We start from the raw sequence: 20,369 nt of genomic DNA, 5'->3' as shown, positions 1-20,369 counted from the left end.
GTCGCAAGTTAGCCTTTATTCAACCCATTTAACAAGACTAGCGCTATAGATAACCCCACAATCCTGTAATCTGAAAAATCTGCTTAATCCAAGTTCAGACAAATTTCCCCGCGTTAAGGACTGCAATGGATACCGGCCCCAAAGGCCATGTGTGCGGGCCGCTCCTAATGCCTGTGCAGTATGAATGAAAGGCCTGGCCCCGTTTCTACCAACGGGGAAACGCCCAAAGAGCATGATTGGATGGTATTGTCCGCAACTTTCTACACACTTTCCCACCCAAACCAAACTTATTTCGCAAATAATTCTTATCTTGTTTCCCCTTCTTTTTTTGAGGGGTTATAATTATGACTAACCACGAAATTAAAATAGCTTTCGACGAATACGATACTATTGAACAATTGGATAAAATAGATTACAGGCTGTGTCTTGAAGCAGCCGAAGCATTAAAAAACTCCCATTCGCCATACTCGAAGTTCAGGGTAGGGGCGGCGTTGCGGTTGCAAAGCGGCAAAATTATTTATGGCAGCAACCAGGAAAACGTAGCCTATCCCTCGGGATTATGCGCCGAGCGGGTCGCGTTGTTTTATTGGGGCGCCAACCACCCCAACGATCCGGTGGAAGCCATGGCTGTAACCGCCCAGACTGATGAATTTGAGCTTACCCGCCCGGTAACATCATGCGGATCGTGCCTGCAGGTATTGGCCGAAGTGGAAAAAAAACAAAACAAGCCCATCAAAATTATATTATATGCACAGCAGGGGCCTGTTTGGGTAATACAGGGCATTGAAAACCAGTTGCCCTTTTTGTTTTTTGAAGAGCGCCTTACTACATAAACGATGAAATTAAAACTGCTTTTATTGCTAATAGGCTGTGCCTTTACAGCTAATTTGTTTGCGCAGCAAGGGTTTCCGTTTGATAACGAGATCAGAGCCTTTAAGCACCAGGACAGCATCAGCTTCCCTAAAAAGAACGGCATTTTATTTATAGGCAGCTCATCCATCCGCCTTTGGGCCGACCTGGAACAACGCTTTGCCGGTAAGCCCATTATTAAACGCGGCGTTGGCGGCAGCACCATTGAGCAATTGGTTGATTATTATACACCCTATATCATGATGCCTTATAGCCCCCGCAAAATATTTATTTATGCCGGTGAAAATGACATCGCAGCCGGGAAATCCGGGCAGTTTGTAGCCGATGAATTTACTAAGCTATGGATGCTGGTACACAGGGAGCTGCCCAAAGCCGAGGTTTATTATATGTCGGTAAAGCCAAGCCCATCGCGCGCCAAATATTACGCCGAAGTGTATAAAGCTAATGGGTTGATAAAAGCCTACCTGAAGAATAAGCCTAAGAGTTATTATGTAGATTTAGTGCCGGCCACTTATAAACCCGGCACAACCCAGCCCGATAGTAGCCTGTTTAAAAGCGATTACCTGCATTTGAACCCGAAAGGCTATGATAAATGGGAAAAGGTGCTGAGGCCATTGGTGCGGTAAAAAAGTTACCCTAAGGGACAATGAAGTAATCGCATGGCGGCAACTACTCACCCGGTCGAGGCTACGCCCGACCACCCTCTCTCCGGCTGCGCCGCAAAGAGGGTTTTAGAGTTGTTACTAAAATAAATATTTGATTATCAATTATTTAAAAATAAACCCTCTTTCCACCGCAGGTGAAGAGAGGGTGGTCGGGCGTAGCCTCGACCGGGTGAGTTTTAGCCAGCGTTTAAGCGAATGTTTATGTAAATTCCAATACATGATGCACAGGCAATTCGTGCAATTCGAATAAATTCGTGCCATTCGTGTTTATAAATTCGCCTCATTCGTGTGCAATAAAAAAGGCCCCGCCTGGCGGGGCCTATACTTACTTACATTATAAACACTAAACTAAAACTCTCTTTTTATTTAAAAACGCTGTATACGTTGGTAATTTTCCAGCCTTTGCCGGTATTGGCAACAGTTACGTAGTTGGTGCGTACAAAGCCGTCAAACTGCATATCTACTTTTACAACGGCCATGTCGGAGTTACTTTCCATAATGGTGGTACTGGTGGTACAATTTTGCTCGATATTTTTGTTTGATTTTATCGACTCAATCATTTCGTTTTTGGTAAAGCTTAATACGTTTTTACCACGTAACATATTAAATTTGGCCGATTGGTCAACCACATCGCCAAGGCCCTGAATTTTGCCGCGGGTCATGGCATCTACATAAGTATTTATTGCGAAATTGCGGGTCAGGTTGTCGCCTTCGGCATTTACGTTTGCTTTGGCTGCGCCACATACTATTACTAAAGCTACTGCTGCGATTATTGATTTTAAGGTTTTCATATTGTTGTTGTTTGGAGGTTATTTGTTTTTTAATTTATATCTATAAGACAGCGGCACTATTCCATTCGTTACAGCTAAATCAATAGATTTGTACGATTTAACAAACATTTAACAATTGGTATTTTTTATTAAATATTTAGCAACAGAAATATAATATATACCACGCTATGGTTGATTTTACTACCATTATTTTGCAATTTGCTGAACAGGGCGAAAAAACCGGCTGGACTTATATTGAAATTCCGGCCGATATTGCACAGGAAATGAAGCCCGGGAATAAAAAATCTTTCCGGGTGAAGGGCAAACTCGATAACCTGGACGTGCGCGGCATGGCCCTGATGCCCATGGGCGAGGGCAACTTTATTATGGCGCTGAAAAAAGATGTTTGCAAAGCCCTGCACAAAAGCCGCGGCGCCATGCTGCGCGCGCAGCTTGAACCCGATGATGATTTTAAATTTGCGATACCTGCCGACCTGCTGGAATGTTTTGAATACGAGCCCGAGGGCGAGGCTTTTTTTAACAGCCTTGCCGAAAGCCACCGCGGCTATTTTATAAAATGGATAGATAGTGCCAAAACCGACGCCACCCGCGCCAACCGGATAGCCAGCACCATAAACGCCATGGTAAGGCGAATGGATTATGGGATGATGCTGCGGGAACTGAAGAAGATGAGGGAGTGAGGAAGTTTATTTCAATAACTTTATATATATTAGTTTCCTGAATAAACAATTTAAACCTAATATGACTACTATCGAACCAGCCACTTACGAAGAAGTAACAACAAAAAAAATATATAAAGACCAGGCCATAAGGGTGGCAACATTTCTTGGTGGCCCCTTGGTTGCCGGTTACCTGATTGCCGAAAACTACAAGGCGTTTAATGAACTTGAAAAAGTTAAAATGACCTGGGTTTATACTGTAGTAGCAACCGTGATAATTTTTGGTGGTGTGTTTTTTATCCCCGATTCTGTTAATATTCCTAAAATAATAATCCCTTTAATTTACTCCTGGGTTACATTTTACATTGTACAAAGTTTTCAGGGTGCCCAAATGAAAACGCATATGGAGCAGGGCGGCGAAACCTTTTCCTGGGGCCGGACTTTGTTAATTGGTTTGATTGGAGCTGTTGTTACTTTGGCGCCTATTGTTATAATAGTTTATTTTTCGTTGGCTTAAGGTTTTTGTTATGAAGTTTATTGAATCTGTTATTTCCCCATCAACAACTCATCTATCAACTCGTCCGTCAAAACAGTTCGGTCATTATCAGTTCTCCATTTGCCATTACTCGGTGGGAAGGCATTGCGCGAATAGCCAACTTTGTTTTTAAAATCAAATATGGCGTGGCAGTAGTTATTGATTAATAACGAGGCTAATTGCCAGTCGTCGGTCCAGGCTATTTTAATATTACATGGGATTGCTTTATCTGTAACGTCGGCTACATTATAAATATGCACGGCATCCAGGATTGCCTGGCCGGGCATTTTTCCTATCGCGTAAAAATAGCCTGTTGTAAGGTCATCCTCAAAAACAACCCCATGCGATGAATCGGGGACAACGCTATCCAGAAATGTATCGTCGCCAACAATAAATTCTTCTTCTACCTCTAAAATCATCGGGCAAAGTTACATTAAGGGAGCGGATTTTATTTCAGATCGAATTAACAGAATTTAACATAATCGGGCCAGTTCCCAGGGGAAATGCAATATATCTTTGTTTTATATGAAAAGGCCGTTGATTTTCTTAATCACCTCATTAAGCTTGATATTGGGAAGTAACGCCGCCTCTGCCCAGGTAAAAATAGGTTATATTGATCTTAAGGCTTTGATAGCGCAAATGCCGGAGACTAAAGATGTTAAAAAGCAGGTAGAAGCTTACCAAAAGCAATTTATAGACCAACTGACAGCCATGATGAATGAATATAGCGATAGGTTTCCTTGTTGTGATGGATATCCTAAATTGACAGATTCTCTTCGTGATGTTATTGGGAAAGAGTTTCAGGCCATTCAAAAAAGGATGCAAGACGTCCAGGATGATGCCATTAAGAAGGTCGAAGCAAAATCGAAGGAACTATATAAGCCTGTGTCGGATAAAGCAATATCAGCACTTACCGAAATAGCCAAAGAAAACGGAATCAGCTATGTGATAGATTCGTCAAAAAACAACAGGCTAATTGTTGCTTTTGTCGCTTCGGACGGAATTAATCTGATGGATGCCACGAAAGCCAAATTAAGTATCAGGTGAATACCCGGCATATGATCAGTTTTTTTACTTAATTACATCGGCAGTTTCAATATTATCCACCTTCCAATCCTCCGGAAATGGAATTTCCTTCATTGTAACCTCCTTAAAGCCTGGTACCTTAAAATCTACCCCCGATTGGTTGTAATAAAAAAACGGGTTGGTTTTAAATGCCTCGTAGTCGGCCAGCATTTGCTGTTCTAATTTTATTAAGCGGTTGCGGTATTTATTATCAAAAGGGGCATCTTCCGGTTTTATGGCCAACAGCCTCATAATATGTTGCAGCAGGTTATAACAGGTGGTAAACTGCCCGCAGGCTATAATACAGGCTTCGCTATGCTCTTGCTCGGTAGATTGTTTGTCAAACCACAACGTGGTACCCATATCGAAGGCCACCTGGGCAACAATCTGGATATCGCGGCTGGGGTTGAGTATAGGAGGCGTTGGCGAGTGGTAGCCATCATTGGCTTCGCGGTTAATGTTGTTTGAAAAAGAAAGGTCATAAATATGGTTACCCTTGCCCCGGTTTTTCCACTGCGGCGAAAAGTAAAATTTATTGTAAAGTAGTTGTCTTATACGCTTTAAAAATATACTCAGGTTAAGCATCAGCACCGATTGTACCCTTGCGCTTATCATTTGTTTAATGATGCTTAAGGGTGTTTTTGCAAAATAGCCAACCAGCACGGTAATTATCCGTTCGGTAAAATTCTTTTTAAAGTTTAATATCAATGCCGAATTGGCAACGCCCAACAACTGCTGCCTCAAATAAAGCGTTGCTACCAAAAAAATTAAAGGGACGGTAGTGAGTAACGAGCAACCTATTGTTAATAAAGCACAATTGTGTTTTACACCGTACCAGGCGCCCACCGATAATATGGCAATAACCGCCGCGGCTATCAGCATCAATCCCCTTATGGATAGTTCCCAGCCCTTTTTTACTTCGGGCATTACATAAGGCGTAATAAAATGACTGCCCACGTCATTAACCATCAGGAAATCAAAATGCCGCAGGTCGGTTTCGTGCCGGGTACGGCGGCCATCGGCATACATCATACTTTGCAGGCCCTGGTTGTCGGTAATGCCGCCATCCATCAGCCCAAAGGTTTTTTTGCTTATAAATTCCTTTTCCTGTTTATCGCCGGTTTGCGGTAGCATGGTAAGTGCCTTTTTTAGGTCTGCCGGGTACAGGCCGGGATACGTAAAATCATCTGGAAAAACTATAGGCTCAAAACCTGCCGGAAAACACGACGATGCGGCCAGTATATCGCCCAGTTTTAGTTTACCTGCTGTTTTTTCATCCAGGTATATAACCATATTGCCGTAGGTGAAATAGGGGTCTTTACCGGCATCGGGCACCAGTTTGATATCCTGCCTGAAAGATTGGCCTGTAAAAAACTCGGTGGCATTAAAACAAACTTCCTGTAAATGCTTACCAGGCGCCCCGTCATGGCAAAGCGATTCAAGGTTGGCATGATCAAATAAATATTTATCGTAAGCCAGTGCAAACGCGTTAATAATATTACGGCTTTTAAGCTCCCTGGTTTTCCAGTACTTTTTATCGGCCAGCATTTCCATCGCGTGTTTTAACAGTTCATCGCCGGTTAGCGCTGTTAAAAGTTTGCTATAATAATCGCCAAAGCTTTTGCCTTTACTGTTGTACAATGCATACAGCGTGGTTGCTATGGTGCCGCCCGATGCCGACGACATATAGTTAACCTTTTGCAACAGGCTTTGTCCAAAAAGCTCATCGGCGGAATCATCAAATTTTACTTTGTCGAGGTATGATAATACACCCAACGCGAAGGAAGCCGCCCGAAAGCCACCGCCCGAAAATGCAAGCGCGATGCTATCAAACGGTTTAATTAAGGCAACCTCCAGCTTGTTTTCTGATAGAGGTTCAGGAGCGGCTATCTTATCCATAATAACATAGGTTTTTGGTTATATAAAATTAGTTAAATATTATGCGGAGTAAAAAAGAATTGACAGGAAAGTTTTTAGACAAATGGCCTGTAGTCCGCATTTTGAGCCTTCACAATCAGTTGTTTTTTTTAAACTAACATCGCCATGGGCATTAACAGTGGATTTTAAAACAGATTTGGTAATGTGCCGGAATAGAAGGAAATTGCCTTGAAGGTTGCATATACCAAAATACTTAACCGGCGTTAACTGGTTTTAATGTATAGACTGATAGTGCAATACCTGATTTTATTCCATTTTGTACCGGCATAATCTTATAACACATTTAAATATGAAAAAAGTAACAGGCATAGGCGGCGTATTTTTTAAATGCGAGAATCCGCAAAGTATGAATGAATGGTATGCCAAAAACCTTGGATTGCCTAAAAGTGAATACGGAACAACGTTTGAGTGGCGCGAGGCCGATGATCCGTCGAAAACAGGATCAACATCCTGGTGTACGTTTCCGCAGGATACCAAATATTTCAATCCCTCGGCAAAGCCGTTTATGATTAATTACCGGGTAGAAAACCTGGTTGCGCTGGTTGAGGAGTTGAAAAAGGACAATGTGACCATTGTAGACGAGATTGCCGAATATGACTATGGCAAATTCGTTCATGTGCTCGACCCGGAAGGCAACATTATTGAGCTTTGGGAACCGGCAGGTGAATAGCATCGGGATAATATGATAGGGTAAACCATGGTTTAGGTATAAAATACAGCGACGGTTTTAAACCCTAAGTGTTCGGCATTTTTAAAATTCAATGAATGTATTGGTCCAATATTCTTAAACATTGCGTAAATTCGATGTGATTTGTAATTAGCAGATCAAATGGTACTCCATGGAAAGACCTGTTTTTTTAGAAAAATTGTTATCTAATATTGATAACATTCACGAACTGGGAAGGCAGCGCGCCTTTGAACTTGGTAACCCATTTTATGCAAAATACGAAGGCGATGGCGAGTACTACACCAAGGAATTACCCACTGGTGAACGGTACCTGGTCAGCGTTGAAATTATTGTAGACGAAAACGACATGCCGGTACAAGTAAAAGATACTGTCATTAAGCAGTTAAGTTCTCAATGAAGCAACCCAAGTTTGTAGTTGTGGCTGGTTGTAACGCTGCTGGTAAGTCAAGTTTTATCCGTACGCGAATAAGTGAGCTTGACGGCTTTGAAATTATTATGACTGATGTTTATAAAGCTCGGTCGAAAGAAATTTTCCTGAAAGCACTCAAACAACGAAAAGACGTTATTTTAGAAACAGTTTTTAATGATTCGAGCTTCAAGGATTTGGCCGATAAAGCACGGAACGCCGGCTATTATACATCATTAATAGTTTTATTTTTAGATTCACCTCAGCACTCAATGGATAGGGTCGCTTTTCGTAGCGTTGAACAGGGAGGCCTGGAAATTAGTGGGAGCAATATTAAAATCAACTTTAATGAAAGCTTTAAAAACGTAGCAACCTACTTTTTTTATTTTGACCACTCCGAATTTATATATACCGGAATTACCAACAAAAATATTTCGGTAATGAGTTTTCAGAAGTCTATACTTACCCGTTATCTTGCTAATGACTTAATGTATCCACAAAAATTTGCACATTATTCTTTTCAAAGTGAGCGATTGAGTAGCGCGTCTTTTGATATCATAACCGCAAACATTAATTATCATATCTAAATTAGCAGTAACGCTTGTTCAAGGCTTCCAGTCCGGGTCTATCCCACTTCAAAAATTTCTTTCCTAAAACACTTGCAATTATATAAGCACTTATATAAATTGCACTATGAATTTATATCAAAGCCTGGGTTATTTGGTATTGGGTAGCAGGTTGCGGCGATTAAGCGAAGCTTTTTTGGCAGAGATTAACCGTGCCTACCAAAATGAGGGGATAGATTTTGATGCCAGCTGGTTTCCGGTGTTTTATTTACTCTCTAAAAACGATGCTTTATCCATCAAGGAACTGAGCGAGCAGATCGAGGTTTCGCACCCGGCGGCAAGCCAGCTGATTACCAATTTAAAAAACCGGGGCCTGGTTACCAGCGCAACCTGTACCGACGACGGCCGCAGGCAACTGGTTACGTTAACCGATAGCGGCCGCGCATTACTAAAGCAGATATTGCCCGTTTGGGATGCCATCAGCCAGGCCATGACCCAACTGGTGGATAGCGATGCCATATCGCAACAACTGTTGCCTGCTATTACGGCCGTTGAAAATACCTTTCGTTCAAGCAACCTGTCTGCCGTTATCGGCGAAAAGTTAACAGCTAATTTAAAATCCGCCGATCATGAATAGCATTTTCAACTACGGCACAAACCATTTAACCATTGGCATTTGCCTTGATATTGCCGCAGGCAAAACCAGGGGGATTATCGATGCAGATGCTGATAAAGCTATCCGTGCCTCCTGGGGCGAGGTTGCCAAAATCGTTCATGCGCAAAAGCCGGTTTACGGCATTAATACAGGTTTTGGCCCGCTATGCGATACCCATATATCCGAGGCTGATACCAGTTTGCTGCAAAGTAATATACTTAAAAGCCATAGTGTTGGGGTTGGTAAACCTATCCCGCGAGAAATTGCCAAACTGATGCTGATAACCAAAGTACATGCTTTGGCGCAAGGCTTCTCTGGTGTGGCGCCGGATACCTTAATACGTATCATCTGGCATATTGACAATGATATTGTGCCGGTCGTGCCCGAAAAAGGATCTGTAGGTGCTTCGGGCGATCTGGCCCCCTTATCGCACCTGTTTTTACCTTTAATAGGTTTAGGCGAGGTATATGAAAATGGCGAACGCAGGCCTGCGTCGCAGGTACTGCAAAAACATAACCTGGCCCCATTAGTTTTAGGCCCTAAAGAAGGGCTTGCCTTAATAAACGGCACACAATTTATATTAGCTTTCGCGATAAAAGCAGTTGAGCGTTTGGATGATGCCCTAAACCGTGCCGACCTGATTGGCGCCATGTCGTTAGAAGGGCTGATGGGTTCGGTAAGGCCTTTTGACGCCCGCATCCATGCTTTACGCCCCTTTAAAGGCACTAAAATGGTTGCCGACCGCCTGTTTACTTTATTAAACGGATCAGAGATCAATTCGGCGCACATCAATTGCGATAGGGTGCAGGATCCCTATTCCTTGCGTTGTATGCCGCAGGTGCACGGCGCATCGCGTAACGCCTGGCTGCATTTAAAAGAACTTACCGAGATTGAGTTAAACTCGGTTACCGATAACCCCGTTATTTTTAGTGCCGATGATACCATCAGCGGCGGCAACTTTCACGGCCAGCCGCTGGCTTTACCGTTGGACTATGCCACCGTGGCCGCTGCCGAACTGGGCAATATAGCCGACAGGCGTTGTTACCTGATGAGCGAAGGCCGTTACGGTTTGCCCAAGCTGCTTACTCATGATGCCGGATTAAATTCTGGATTGATGATCCCACAGTATACTACCGCTGCTTTGGTTACTGAAAATAAAACCCTGTGTTTCCCGGCAAGTGCCGATAGCGTGCCTACTTCATTAGGGCAGGAAGATCACGTATCCATGGGTTCCATCAGCGGGCGCAAGCTGCATACGGTGTTAGATAATATAGAATACATACAGGCCATCGAGCTGCTTTATGCGGCGCAGGCCATGGACTTTCGCAGGCCATTAAAATCGACCCCGGTTGTTGAGGCGTTGCATGATTATGTGCGCCAATATGTTCCGTTTATAAACGACGATCGTGTTTTTGCGGACGATATTAACCGTTTACATCAAATTATTACCGATGGCTCTTTTTTGGCGACTGCCAATAACGCTGCTAATCATCACCATATAACCCTCAGCCATGACGAGTTCGGAATTTATTGATACCTACGCCAGCCATCCGGTGTACAAAGCACCACGTGGTATGCGGCTGCATGCCAAAAGCTGGCAAACCGAAGCTCCTTTGCGGATGCTGCTTAACAACCTTGATGACGAAGTTGCCGAAAATCCTGCCGAACTGGTGGTGTACGGCGGCATTGGCCAGGCTGCCCGCAACCCGGAATCGCTGCGGAAAATTATTGAGTTGTTGCTGGAACTGGATGAGTATCACTCTTTACTGGTACAATCGGGCAAGCCGGTAGGCATTATCCGTAGCCATCCCCAGGCTCCGCGTGTTTTAATAGCCAATAGCAACCTGGTGCCTGCCTGGGCCAACTGGGAGCATTTTAATGATTTGCGCGCCAAAGGCCTGATGATGTACGGCCAGATGACCGCCGGCAGCTGGATATATATAGGTACACAAGGTATTTTGCAGGGCACCTACGAAACCTTTGTAGAGTGTGGCAACCAGCACTTTAATGGCGATTTGGCAGGCAAGCTGGTTGTAAGCGCCGGCTTAGGCGGTATGGGCGGGGCTCAGCCATTGGCGGCAACTATGGCAGGCGGGGTATTTTTAGGTGCGGATGTGGATGCAACGCGTATCCAAAAAAGGTTGGATTCGCAATATATTGACCGCATGACCTACTCCTACGAAGAGGCCATAACCTGGGTAAAAGAGGCTATCGACAAAAAAGAAACCCTGTCTGTAGGCCTGGTAAGCGATGTCGGCGATCTGCTGGAAAGATTATTGAATGACAACCTTATTCCCGATATTTTAACCGACCAGACATCGGCACATGACCCATTAAACGGATATATCCCGAATGGTCTGTCGTTAACGGAAGCTTTGGATTTACGCAAGAGCGATCCGGTAGAATACAAGCGCTTATCGTTAAAAAGTATGGCCAGGCATGTAGGCCTGATGCTGGAATTACAACAACGCGGCGCTATAACTTTTGACTACGGTAACAACCTGCGCGAATTTGCACGGCAGGGGGGCGAACCGGATGCATTTAATTTCCCGGGTTTTACACCGGCCTATATCCGCCCGCTTTTTTGCGAAGGTAAAGGGCCGTTCAGATGGGTAGCCCTTTCCGGCGATCCGGAAGATATTTATACTACGGATAAAGCGCTGATGGAATTATTCCCCGAGGATAAACCACTGGCCAAATGGCTGACCAATGCGAGGGAAAAAATCTCGTTCCAGGGATTGCCTGCCCGTATTTGCTGGCTGGGGATGGGCGATAGGGAGAAAGCCGGGCTGCTGTTTAACCAATTGGTGGCAACAGGCAAGGTAAAAGGCCCGATTGTAATCGGTCGCGACCATTTGGATTGCGGCTCGGTAGCATCGCCCAACCGCGAAACTGAATCTATGAAAGATGGCTCGGACGCCGTGTCTGACTGGCCGCTGCTTAACCTGATGGCCAATGCATCCGGCGGCGCTACGTGGATCTCGTTTCACCACGGCGGCGGCGTAGGCATGGGGTACTCCCAGCATGCCGGCATGGTTGTTTTGGCCGATGGCACCGACAGGGCCGCCACCTGTCTCAAACGCGTATTATATAATGACCCGGCCATGGGAATATTCAGGCATATCGATGCAGGATACGATAAGGCTGAAGAGTGGGCAGAGAAGTTTGGGTTGAAGGTGTGGTAGGTGGGCTGAAAGCTCAAGGCGTAAGGCCGAAAGCAACAAGATAATCGTGAAATATGAGATACGATATCAAACTATGTCATTGCGAGGAACGAAGCAATCTCATAACTATGCATAACCGATACGCAAGTCCGACATGCGTGGCGACGAGATTGCCGCGCTATCGCTCGCAATGACATATTTACCAACTAAATGAAAAAACTAATAGGCCCATTTACGCAAATACTTCCGCTCACTGGGCTTCCGTTAAAAGGCGCTCTAAAGGACGAGCAGTTACACATCATCCCCAACGGAGGTGTATTGATTGAGGATGGACTAATACTTGCAGTTGATGGCTTTGAAAAACTCCGGTCAAACTATCCGTCGGCACAAATCGAAGAAATTAACGGTAATCATGTACTATTGCCCGGTTTTGTAGATTGCCATACCCACATTTGCTTTGCCGGCAGCCGCGCAAAGGATTACGCCATGCGTAACAGTGGTAAAACTTACCTTGAAATAGCGCAATCAGGCGGGGGCATCTGGGATTCAGTTACCCAAACCCGAGCGGCGGATGAGGCGACGCTCACCAGTCTGCTTTTGAAACGTATAAAACGTCATGTAAGTGAAGGTGTTACCACTATTGAAATTAAAAGCGGATACGGCTTAAGTGTAGAGGGCGAGTTAAAACAGTTAAACGCGATAAAAGCGGCGGCAGATAAAACGAATGCCAGTTTAATATCAACCTGCCTTGCCGCCCATATACTGCCTAAGGACTTTAATGGTAATCACCAGGAATATCTTAATCACGTTTTAAATAACTTATTGCCTGTTATCAAACAAAAGGGACTAAGCAACCGGGTTGATGTTTTCATTGAGCAAAGTGCCTTCAATACCAGCGATGCTTTAAACTACCTTGCCAAGGCCAAGCAAATGGGCTTCGAGGCAACGATACATGCCGATCAGTTTACCACGGGCGGTAGCGAGGTTGCCATTAAGGCCCGCGCAGCATCGGCCGATCACCTGGAAGCCAGTGGCGACTATGAAATAAAATTATTGGCAAATTCTGATACCGTAGCTGTAACTTTACCCGGTGCATCCTTAGGTTTAGGTATACCTTACGCTCCAGCCCGAAAGTTACTGGATGCCGGCGCCTGCCTGGCTATAGCCAGCGACTGGAACCCCGGCTCGGCACCAATGGGCGACCTGCTGATGCAAGCCGCCGTAATGGCCGCCGCCGAAAAACTAAGCGCAGCCGAAGTCTTTGCAGGATTGACAGCCCGCGCGGCCCAGGCTCTAAACCTAAATGACCGTGGTGTTTTAGCCAAAGGTAAACTTGCCGATATGCAGGCCTACCCATGCGACGATTACCGCGAGATATTATACCAGCAAGGGAAATTAAAGCCTGAAATGGTATGGACAGAGGGTTTGAAAAATTAAAAGGTGGGGGAATGTGCGATTTTCGCTTTGAGAGGGGCGGAGGGGTGTGTTGGTAAAGCGGCGATGAACGCTGGTCAACACACCCCTGCCACCGCGCTTTCCATCCCGCCCCCTCTCGAGAGGGGAACTTAAAAAGAGGCAGGCTTCGCCGCCATAACCAATGAACTAATGAACCAGTGAACCAATGAACAAACTAATTGAATGCGTACCCAATTTTAGCGAAGGTGTAAACCTTGATATCATTAAACAGATAACCAACGAAGTGGAATCGGTTGAGGGGGTAAGGTTACTAAATGTCGATCCCGGCAAGGCTACCAATCGCACCGTGGTGACTTTTGTGGGTGAACCTTCGCGGGTGATTGAAGCGGCCTTCCTCGCCATAAAAAAAGCGGGTGAGCTGATTGACATGAGCAAACAGAAAGGCGAACACCCGAGGATGGGCGCAACGGATGTTTGTCCGCTGATACCCATTAGTGATATCAGCATGGAAGAAACCGCTGAGTATGCCCGGCAATTGGCAAAGCGTGTAGGGGAGGAGTTGCAAATCCCGGTTTATTTGTACGAAAATGCACAGCCCAATAAAAGCAGGAGCAACCTGTCTGTGATTCGTGCCGGCGAGTATGAAGGCTTTTTTAAGAAGATAAAATTGCCCGAATGGGTGCCCGACTATGGCCCGGCAGAAAATGATGTTAAGCGGGGGGCAACCGTGATAGGTGCCCGTGATTTCCTGGTAGCTTACAATGTAAACCTTAACACCACATCAACCCGCAGGGCAAATGCTATTGCGTTTGATGTGCGCGAGGCTGGCCGAACTTTGCGCGAAGACGACCCGGTTACAGGCAAAATCGTAACAGACGAGAATGGTAAACCCAAATCAATCCCCGGCTCATTAAAAGCGGTTAAAGCCATCGGCTGGTATATCGAGGAATATGGTGTCGCCCAAATTTCGATGAACCTGACCAATATCGAAATAACCCCTGTCCACGTTGCTTTTGACGAGGTTTGCACCAAAGCCAATGGGCGCGGCATTCGGGTAACGGGCAGCGAATTGGTGGGTTTGATCCCTTTAAAAGCGATGCTGGATGCAGGTAAATATTTCCTGCGCAAGCAACAACGCTCTGTTGGCGTTAGCGAAAAAGAACTGATCAAAATTGCCATTAAATCGATGGGGCTTGATGAACTTGGCCCCTTTGTTCCCGAAGAGCGCATTATTGAATATTTATTGCAGGATAAAGCCGATAGTAAATTGATCAGCATGAGCCTTACTGACTTTGCCGACGAAACGGCGAGCGAAAGCCCGGCACCCGGTGGTGGCTCTATCTCGGCCTATGTAGGCTCGTTAGGCGCTTCATTGGCTGGCATGGTGGCCAACCTAAGCTCGCACAAAAAAGGATGGGACAGCCGCTGGCTGGAGTTTAGCGACTGGGCTGAGCAGGCGCAGCAATATAAAGATGAGTTACTTGCTTTGGTTGATCTTGATACTACAGCTTTCAATAAGATCATGGAGTCTTTCAGCCTGCCCAAATCTACTGATGAAGAAAAGGCTGTAAGGGATCAGGCAATACAGGATGCTACCAAATATGCCATTGAAATCCCTTTTAAGGTAATGCAGGCGGCGCTGAACAGTATGGAAGTAATTAAGGCGATGGTAGAGATTGGTAACCCCAACTCCGTAACTGATGCCGGTGTAGCTGCCCTTTGCGCCCGTACGGCCGTTTTGGGTGCATTTATGAACGTGAAGATCAACGCCTCCGGGTATAAGGATAAGGATTACGTTTTGGACATTATTTACCGGGGCAACGAGATTGAACGGCAAGCTATTGCTTTAGAAGCAGAGATTATTGAGTTGGTAAATGGGAAGATAGGCTTGTAAGAAAAAGTCCATGGACCATAGTCTATGGTCCATGGACTAAACGACCTAAAACCTATACCTCACGAAAGCCTCCATAGCTTCGTACTCAGCCAATCCTAACCTGTCGTATTTTTTAGCGGTATCACTTGTCCTGTCTTCAGCCCGTACCCAGAATTCCCTTGCATCATCACCTGGGAATACCGGCCTGTCTTTTTGGGATTGGTGTTTGAAGATGGCATTACGCTTGCGGATCACTTCCTGTGGTGAAAGCGGCACAGCCATCTCAATTTCATGAGTTTCAAACTCGTGCCATGCACCGCGGTACATCCATAACCAGCAATCTTTTACCCACTCTTCGGTAGCTTTTAAACGGTCAAGGGCGGCAAGGATAATGTTGAAACACACCAGGTGGGTGCCATTAGGATCAGCAAAATCGCCGGCAGCGAAGATCTGGTGTGGTTTTATTTTCTGAAGCAGTTCGATGGTTAACAGGATATCCTCCTCGCCAACGGTGTTCTTTTTGATCTTGCCGGTTTCATAAAAAGGCAGGGCCATAAAGTGGATATGATCGTCCTGCAAGCCGGCATAACGGGCTCCCGAGATGGCTTCTGTTTTGCGGATAAAACCTTTTACATTCCGTATCTCACGGGTATCAATCTGGTTGGGTTGTTTTTGCGGGAAGAAGGCACGCATTTCTTCGTATAACGAAGTCAGGTGTGCACTGTCCTCACCAATGCTGTTGGTAAAATCGATGGCGAACTCCATGTAACGCAGCACATCATCATCCCAAACTGCGGTGTTGCCCGATGTTTGGTAAGCAACATGCACATCATGCCCCTGGTCAACCAGGCGGATGAAGGTACCACCCATCGAGATCACATCATCATCCGGGTGCGGGGAGAAGATAACCGAGCGTTTTTTTGCCGGTAAAGCCCTTTCAGGGCGTTGTGAATCATCAGCATTGGGTTTGCCACCCGGCCAGCCGGTAATGGTATGCTGTATCTGGTTAAAAATATCAATATTGATGTTGTAAACAGGGCCTTGCTCTACAGCTAATTGAGCCATACCATGGTTGTTGTAATCTTCTTCGGTAAGTTTTAATACCGGTTTGCCAATGGTATCAGCCAGCCAGATCACGGCTTTCTTTTTCAGCGTATTATCATCCCATGAACAATCTTTTACCAGCCAGGGGGTATCAAAGCGGGTTAGTTCAGATGCTGCCGCTTCGTCAAGCACAAATTCCACATGCTCTGATAATTGCAGGTAGGTAGCAGGAACTTCGCCTGATATCTCGCCTTCTACCGCTTTTTTAACAATCGGCGCTTTTTTGGCGCTCCAGGCCATCAGGATGATTTCGCGGGCTTTAAAAATGGTGCCAATACCCATGGTGATGGCTTTGGTAGGCACATTGGCCTTGCCACCAAAATCGCGGGCGGCATCGCTGCGGGTCAAATCATCCAGGGTAACCAAACGGGTACCCGAATTTGGCGCAGAGCCAGGCTCATTAAATCCGATGTGGCCGGTACGGCCGATACCTAATATCTGTAAATCCAGGCCGCCTAATTCTTCAATCTGTTTTTCATAATCCAGGCAGAAGGCTACCACGTCTTCTTTATCCAAAGTACCATCGGGGATATGGACATTGGCTTTATCAATATCAACATGGCTGAAAAGGTTCTCATACATGAAAGTAACATAGCTTTGGGCGGCATCGGGCTTCATGGGATAGTACTCATCCAAATTAAAGGTGATGACATCTTTAAACGACAAGCCTTCTTCCTTATGTAAGCGTACCAGTTCGGCATAAACACGGATGGGGGTAACACCTGTTGCCAGGCCAAGCACTGCCTGCTCGCCTTTTGCCTGCTTATCGCGGATAAGTTTGGCTATCCTGCCTGCTACGGCAATGGATGCCTCCTGCTGGTTGCCATAAACGCTTACCGGCAGCTTCTCGTACCGGGTCTCTTCCAATAAATTTAATCGGGCCATAATTTTCTAAAGAACCTTTGTTATATATATGTTGAATAAAAAAAAGCGTGTTAAAAAAAATCCCCGCCGAAACGAGGATTTATCAAACCAATTAACAAAAACTGTTTTAACCTCACCGACATAAGGCTAAAAAGAATTCTATTTAATAACAAGTTGTGCATTACTGGTACAAACATAATAAAACTTATTTTCAATAAAAAGAACTTTTTAAATTATTTTAATAAGTGTAATCGCACGAATTGTCACGAATTAAATCGGATTTCCCAAATGACGGTCACGCGAATTTTAGGACGATAAGTATCGATAGTGACATTAACTTTCTAATTCGTGTAATTCGTAAAGATTCGTGAACATTAGTGTGTAACAAGAAAAGAGCTCCTGATGGGCAGGAGCTCAGATTCTAACCAATTATAAAACATAAATATGAGAAGAGAAGAGATGCAGGGGATGGGGTCGAACCATCCGCTTGCTGCCAGCCAGCGCCTGCGTTATAGTTAAAAATGCACCCATTTATAAACTATCTGCTGCAAATATATAATTAATCTATAATATCTATCTATTTAGTAGATAAAATATTGAAATATTTTTTAAGTTTATAAAATTTCCTTCAACAAAAACTCCTGGTCTGCGTTATTAATGGGTTCGTCGATACAAAACTACTCTCTGTCGATGCACACTGTGTTAACTACAATTTAAGCTGAAAATTTGTCGTTAAGTAAATAATTAATTAAGGGTTCATCAGCCCTGTTTACGTTAACCAAAACTATTAATTGTATGATCTTACTACTTTGCGGCCTGTCTGGCGCCGGGAAAACCACCCTCGCTCAAAAAGTTAAAGTAAGCCTCAGCCGGATAGAAATTCCAACAGAGGTAATTGATGCCGACGAATACCGGCAGCAGCTATTCCCCGATCTTAAATATTCAAAGAAAGATAGGTTTGAAAACATCAGGCGGCTGGGCTTTATAGCCAATAAGTTTAGCAACCAGGGCATCGTTACCGTCATCAGCGCCATAATGCCCTATAACGCTATGCGGAGCCAGCTGGTTAACAATTACGATGATGTTAAAGTAGTTTATGTGGATTGCCCTTTACCCATTTTAAAGGCAAGGGATACCAAAGGGCTTTATCAAAAAGCGCAATTGCCAGCCGGCCATCCCGAACGCGTTGGCAACTTAACAGGCGTGAATGACCCGTTTGAAGCACCGGCATCGCCCCACCTGCATATTAATACCTATACCCATAATATTACCGAATGCACAGCTATGCTGCTGGCTTTTATACAACACGAGCATCAATTATTAAAACAGCAGGTTATTGCCTGTTGAATATTTCAAAATCAATCACAGTTAAATTAATACCCCCATGCAACACCAAACTTTAATTATAGCCGGAATGCACCGCTCAGGCACATCGTTAATAACAAACTGGCTTAACCGGTGCGGACTGCAAATTGGCGAAAACCTGGCAGCGGGTAACAATGGAAACATTGACGGGCATTTTGAGGATGTTGAATTTTTAAAGCTGCATGAGGAGATTTTGAATAACAACAGCCTCCATATTTCGGGCCTGGTAGATGCCAAAAAGATAGAATTATCGCCTTACCAGCTGGCCAAATTGCAAGGCATTATTAATATAAAACAGCAACTGTATGAGCAATGGGCATGGAAAGACCCACGCACCTGCCTTTTCCTTGATACCTACAGTAGGTTACTGCCCGAAGCCAAATACCTGGTAATTATGCGCGATTACCAGGCTGTTATCAGTTCGTTGATAAACAGGGAGTTTGCGCATATTGATAAAAAATACATGGGCCGCAATTGCCTGCAACGGATGCTCTGGAAACACTGGCGACGCAGCCGCCGCGAAGAAAAGTTTTACGCCGAACATGCCGAAACTTATTTAAAGGTGTGGATAAACTATAATGAAGAAATATTAAAGACCTTAAAAAAGCTGCCCGCAGATGATTACCTGGTTGTTAATTACCGGCTTTTACTGGAGAAGGACACGGAGGTTATTGATTTTTTAAAGAATAAATGGAAATTTGATTTAAACTACTTTAATTTTGGCCTGGTTTACAAAAGCAATTTAATGAGCGCCGCCCGCGATATTGAACGTTTTATACAAACAAAAACGCTACTGGTAAAGGCACAATATTTGCAGATGCGGTTGAGTCACTATGTGAGGCTGGGGTAGCAAGATGTGCAGATTTCAGATGTGCAGATGATTGTATGAACCCGGATTGCTAAGCAGATTGATCAGGTTATTTTGATTTAGATTTTCAAAAAATCCTGTAATCCTTTAGTCTGACGAATCCCGGTTCAGACATCTTTTAACCAGACAGGAATTTGTGAAATTCGAGTCAATTCGTGCCATGCGTGTTAAATAAGAATCGGCACATCTAAAACCTGCATATCTGCACATCAGTTTAAAACTGCACATACTTTTCAATAAGGGCCCTGTCAATGCCTTTTGCGCGGGCTTTTTTAGCCTGTTTTCTGAGTATAAACTCAAAAATGCTCATCCAGCCGGGGAGGTTGCTTTCGCTGATATCAAACAGCCAGGCTAATGCCAGCTTATCCCTTGGGAAGCCTTTTTTATTGGTGAGGCCATCTGATGCCAGGCCATATCCTATTTGAAGTGATTGCTCAAAGCCCCTGCTTGCGGGCCTCAGTTCTACGCTGAATTTGCAGGGTTTGCCGCTTCTGTTCCTGAACAGGTGGTTAACGTTGGGTTCGGCCAGGGCTTGCTGGCCGGGTTTTAACTTATATGCATTTTTGCCTAATGCTACCTCTACTTCACCATCAATACAGCTAAATTTTTCGCCGTAAGTTTTGTGGTAATGCAGGCCTACACCGCCGCCATCGGCCAGTTCAACTTCTACTAAAGTGTATTCGCCGTTTGTTTCGGCGGCTGTTTTCAAGAATACCACGGTGTCTTTCTGGATAGGATTATAAATGCTCCTGCGGTTATCGGTCATGATTGCTTGCGATTTATCACTATATACGGTCAGTTAAACAATATGGATTTTTGTCTGAACCAGGATTGTAGATTCTTCAGATTTTTTTGATTTGATTTGCAGGGGATAAAT

General features: G+C 44.7%; 20 protein-coding genes. 15 read left to right on the top strand and 5 right to left on the bottom strand.

What is annotated here, in order from left to right; translation table 11 throughout:
* The first annotated feature begins 344 nt into the window (after positions 1-344).
* Positions 345-833, top strand: coding sequence for a cytidine deaminase (locus PQ469_RS18525; protein ID WP_274209016.1), 489 nt, complete (start codon positions 345-347; stop codon positions 831-833).
* A 3-nt stretch (positions 834-836) separates the two neighbouring features.
* Positions 837-1,496, top strand: a complete 660-nt coding sequence (locus PQ469_RS18520; RefSeq protein WP_274209015.1) for a GDSL-type esterase/lipase family protein — start codon at positions 837-839, stop codon at positions 1,494-1,496.
* 401 nt (positions 1,497-1,897) lie between these two features.
* On the opposite strand, the gene PQ469_RS18515 is transcribed toward PQ469_RS18520, so the two are convergent.
* The gene (locus tag PQ469_RS18515; RefSeq protein WP_090645324.1) at positions 1,898-2,326 is read right to left on the bottom strand and encodes a nuclear transport factor 2 family protein; all 429 of its coding nucleotides are present in this window, start codon (positions 2,324-2,326) and stop codon (positions 1,898-1,900) included.
* 167 nt (positions 2,327-2,493) lie between these two features.
* On the opposite strand from PQ469_RS18515, the gene PQ469_RS18510 reads away from it, so the two are divergent.
* Together PQ469_RS18510 and PQ469_RS18505 are read left to right on the top strand one after the other, a co-directional pair.
* A complete protein-coding gene (locus PQ469_RS18510; RefSeq protein WP_090645326.1) occupies positions 2,494-3,006 on the top strand; it encodes a YdeI/OmpD-associated family protein in 513 nt (170 codons plus the stop codon).
* A 61-nt stretch (positions 3,007-3,067) separates the two neighbouring features.
* Complete coding sequence (locus PQ469_RS18505; protein ID WP_274209014.1) at positions 3,068-3,502, top strand: hypothetical protein; 435 nt, start codon at positions 3,068-3,070, stop codon at positions 3,500-3,502.
* Positions 3,503-3,531: 29 nt separating this feature from the next.
* Here PQ469_RS18505 and PQ469_RS18500 read toward each other — a convergent pair whose 3' ends face one another.
* The gene (locus tag PQ469_RS18500; protein WP_274209013.1) at positions 3,532-3,939 is read right to left on the bottom strand and encodes a DUF2251 domain-containing protein; all 408 of its coding nucleotides are present in this window, start codon (positions 3,937-3,939) and stop codon (positions 3,532-3,534) included.
* 151 nt (positions 3,940-4,090) lie between these two features.
* On the opposite strand from PQ469_RS18500, the gene PQ469_RS18495 reads away from it, so the two are divergent.
* Entirely contained in the window at positions 4,091-4,567 is a 477-nt protein-coding gene (locus PQ469_RS18495; RefSeq protein ID WP_274209012.1) for an OmpH/Skp family outer membrane protein, read from the top strand.
* 24 nt (positions 4,568-4,591) lie between these two features.
* Here the strand turns inward: PQ469_RS18495 and PQ469_RS18490 are convergent, their stop codons facing one another.
* Positions 4,592-6,484 carry a patatin-like phospholipase family protein gene (locus PQ469_RS18490; RefSeq protein WP_274209011.1) on the bottom strand — a complete coding sequence of 631 codons (1,893 nt, stop codon included), beginning with the start codon at positions 6,482-6,484 and terminating at the stop codon, positions 4,592-4,594.
* A gap of 328 nt (positions 6,485-6,812) precedes the next feature.
* Between PQ469_RS18490 and PQ469_RS18485 the strand changes: the two genes are divergently transcribed.
* From PQ469_RS18485 to ftcD, 8 genes are all read left to right on the top strand, one after another.
* On the top strand, positions 6,813-7,193 hold the full coding sequence (locus tag PQ469_RS18485) for a VOC family protein (protein WP_274209010.1): 381 nt from the start codon (positions 6,813-6,815) through the stop codon (positions 7,191-7,193).
* 169 nt (positions 7,194-7,362) lie between these two features.
* Positions 7,363-7,608, top strand: a complete 246-nt coding sequence (locus PQ469_RS18480) for a hypothetical protein (RefSeq protein ID WP_274209009.1) — start codon at positions 7,363-7,365, stop codon at positions 7,606-7,608.
* Complete coding sequence (locus PQ469_RS18475) at positions 7,605-8,204, top strand: zeta toxin family protein (RefSeq protein ID WP_274209008.1); 600 nt, start codon at positions 7,605-7,607, stop codon at positions 8,202-8,204. Before PQ469_RS18480 ends, PQ469_RS18475 begins: the two co-directional genes overlap by 4 nt.
* A gap of 106 nt (positions 8,205-8,310) precedes the next feature.
* Positions 8,311-8,820, top strand: a complete 510-nt coding sequence (locus PQ469_RS18470) for a MarR family winged helix-turn-helix transcriptional regulator (RefSeq protein WP_274209007.1) — start codon at positions 8,311-8,313, stop codon at positions 8,818-8,820.
* Complete coding sequence (gene hutH / locus PQ469_RS18465; RefSeq protein ID WP_274209006.1) at positions 8,813-10,372, top strand: histidine ammonia-lyase; 1,560 nt, start codon at positions 8,813-8,815, stop codon at positions 10,370-10,372. Before PQ469_RS18470 ends, hutH begins: the two co-directional genes overlap by 8 nt.
* Positions 10,350-12,023: a urocanate hydratase gene (gene hutU / locus PQ469_RS18460; protein WP_274209005.1), complete on the top strand. Its 1,674-nt coding sequence runs from the start codon at positions 10,350-10,352 to the stop codon at positions 12,021-12,023. Before hutH ends, hutU begins: the two co-directional genes overlap by 23 nt.
* 189 nt (positions 12,024-12,212) lie before the next feature.
* A complete protein-coding gene (gene hutI, locus PQ469_RS18455) occupies positions 12,213-13,439 on the top strand; it encodes an imidazolonepropionase (protein WP_274209004.1) in 1,227 nt (408 codons plus the stop codon).
* Positions 13,440-13,623: 184 nt separating this feature from the next.
* Entirely contained in the window at positions 13,624-15,312 is a 1,689-nt protein-coding gene (ftcD, locus tag PQ469_RS18450; RefSeq protein WP_274209003.1) for a glutamate formimidoyltransferase, read from the top strand.
* Between the two features lie 45 nt (positions 15,313-15,357).
* On the opposite strand, the gene nagB is transcribed toward ftcD, so the two are convergent.
* Entirely contained in the window at positions 15,358-17,280 is a 1,923-nt protein-coding gene (gene nagB, locus PQ469_RS18445) for a glucosamine-6-phosphate deaminase (RefSeq protein ID WP_274209002.1), read from the bottom strand.
* A gap of 774 nt (positions 17,281-18,054) precedes the next feature.
* Here nagB and cysC point away from each other — a divergent pair.
* A complete protein-coding gene (cysC, locus tag PQ469_RS18440) occupies positions 18,055-18,606 on the top strand; it encodes an adenylyl-sulfate kinase (protein ID WP_274209001.1) in 552 nt (183 codons plus the stop codon).
* Between the two features lie 37 nt (positions 18,607-18,643).
* Complete coding sequence (locus tag PQ469_RS18435; protein WP_274209000.1) at positions 18,644-19,474, top strand: sulfotransferase; 831 nt, start codon at positions 18,644-18,646, stop codon at positions 19,472-19,474.
* A gap of 232 nt (positions 19,475-19,706) precedes the next feature.
* Here the strand turns inward: PQ469_RS18435 and PQ469_RS18430 are convergent, their stop codons facing one another.
* On the bottom strand, positions 19,707-20,258 hold the full coding sequence (locus PQ469_RS18430; protein ID WP_274208999.1) for a cupin domain-containing protein: 552 nt from the start codon (positions 20,256-20,258) through the stop codon (positions 19,707-19,709).
* Positions 20,259-20,369: the final 111 nt, after the last annotated feature.

Origin of the sequence: Mucilaginibacter sp. KACC 22773 (assembly GCF_028736215.1) — a bacterium.
GTDB lineage: Bacteria > Bacteroidota > Bacteroidia > Sphingobacteriales > Sphingobacteriaceae > Mucilaginibacter.
Note: the sequence above shows the minus strand (reverse complement) of the source record. Positions and strands in the feature narration are given on the sequence as shown.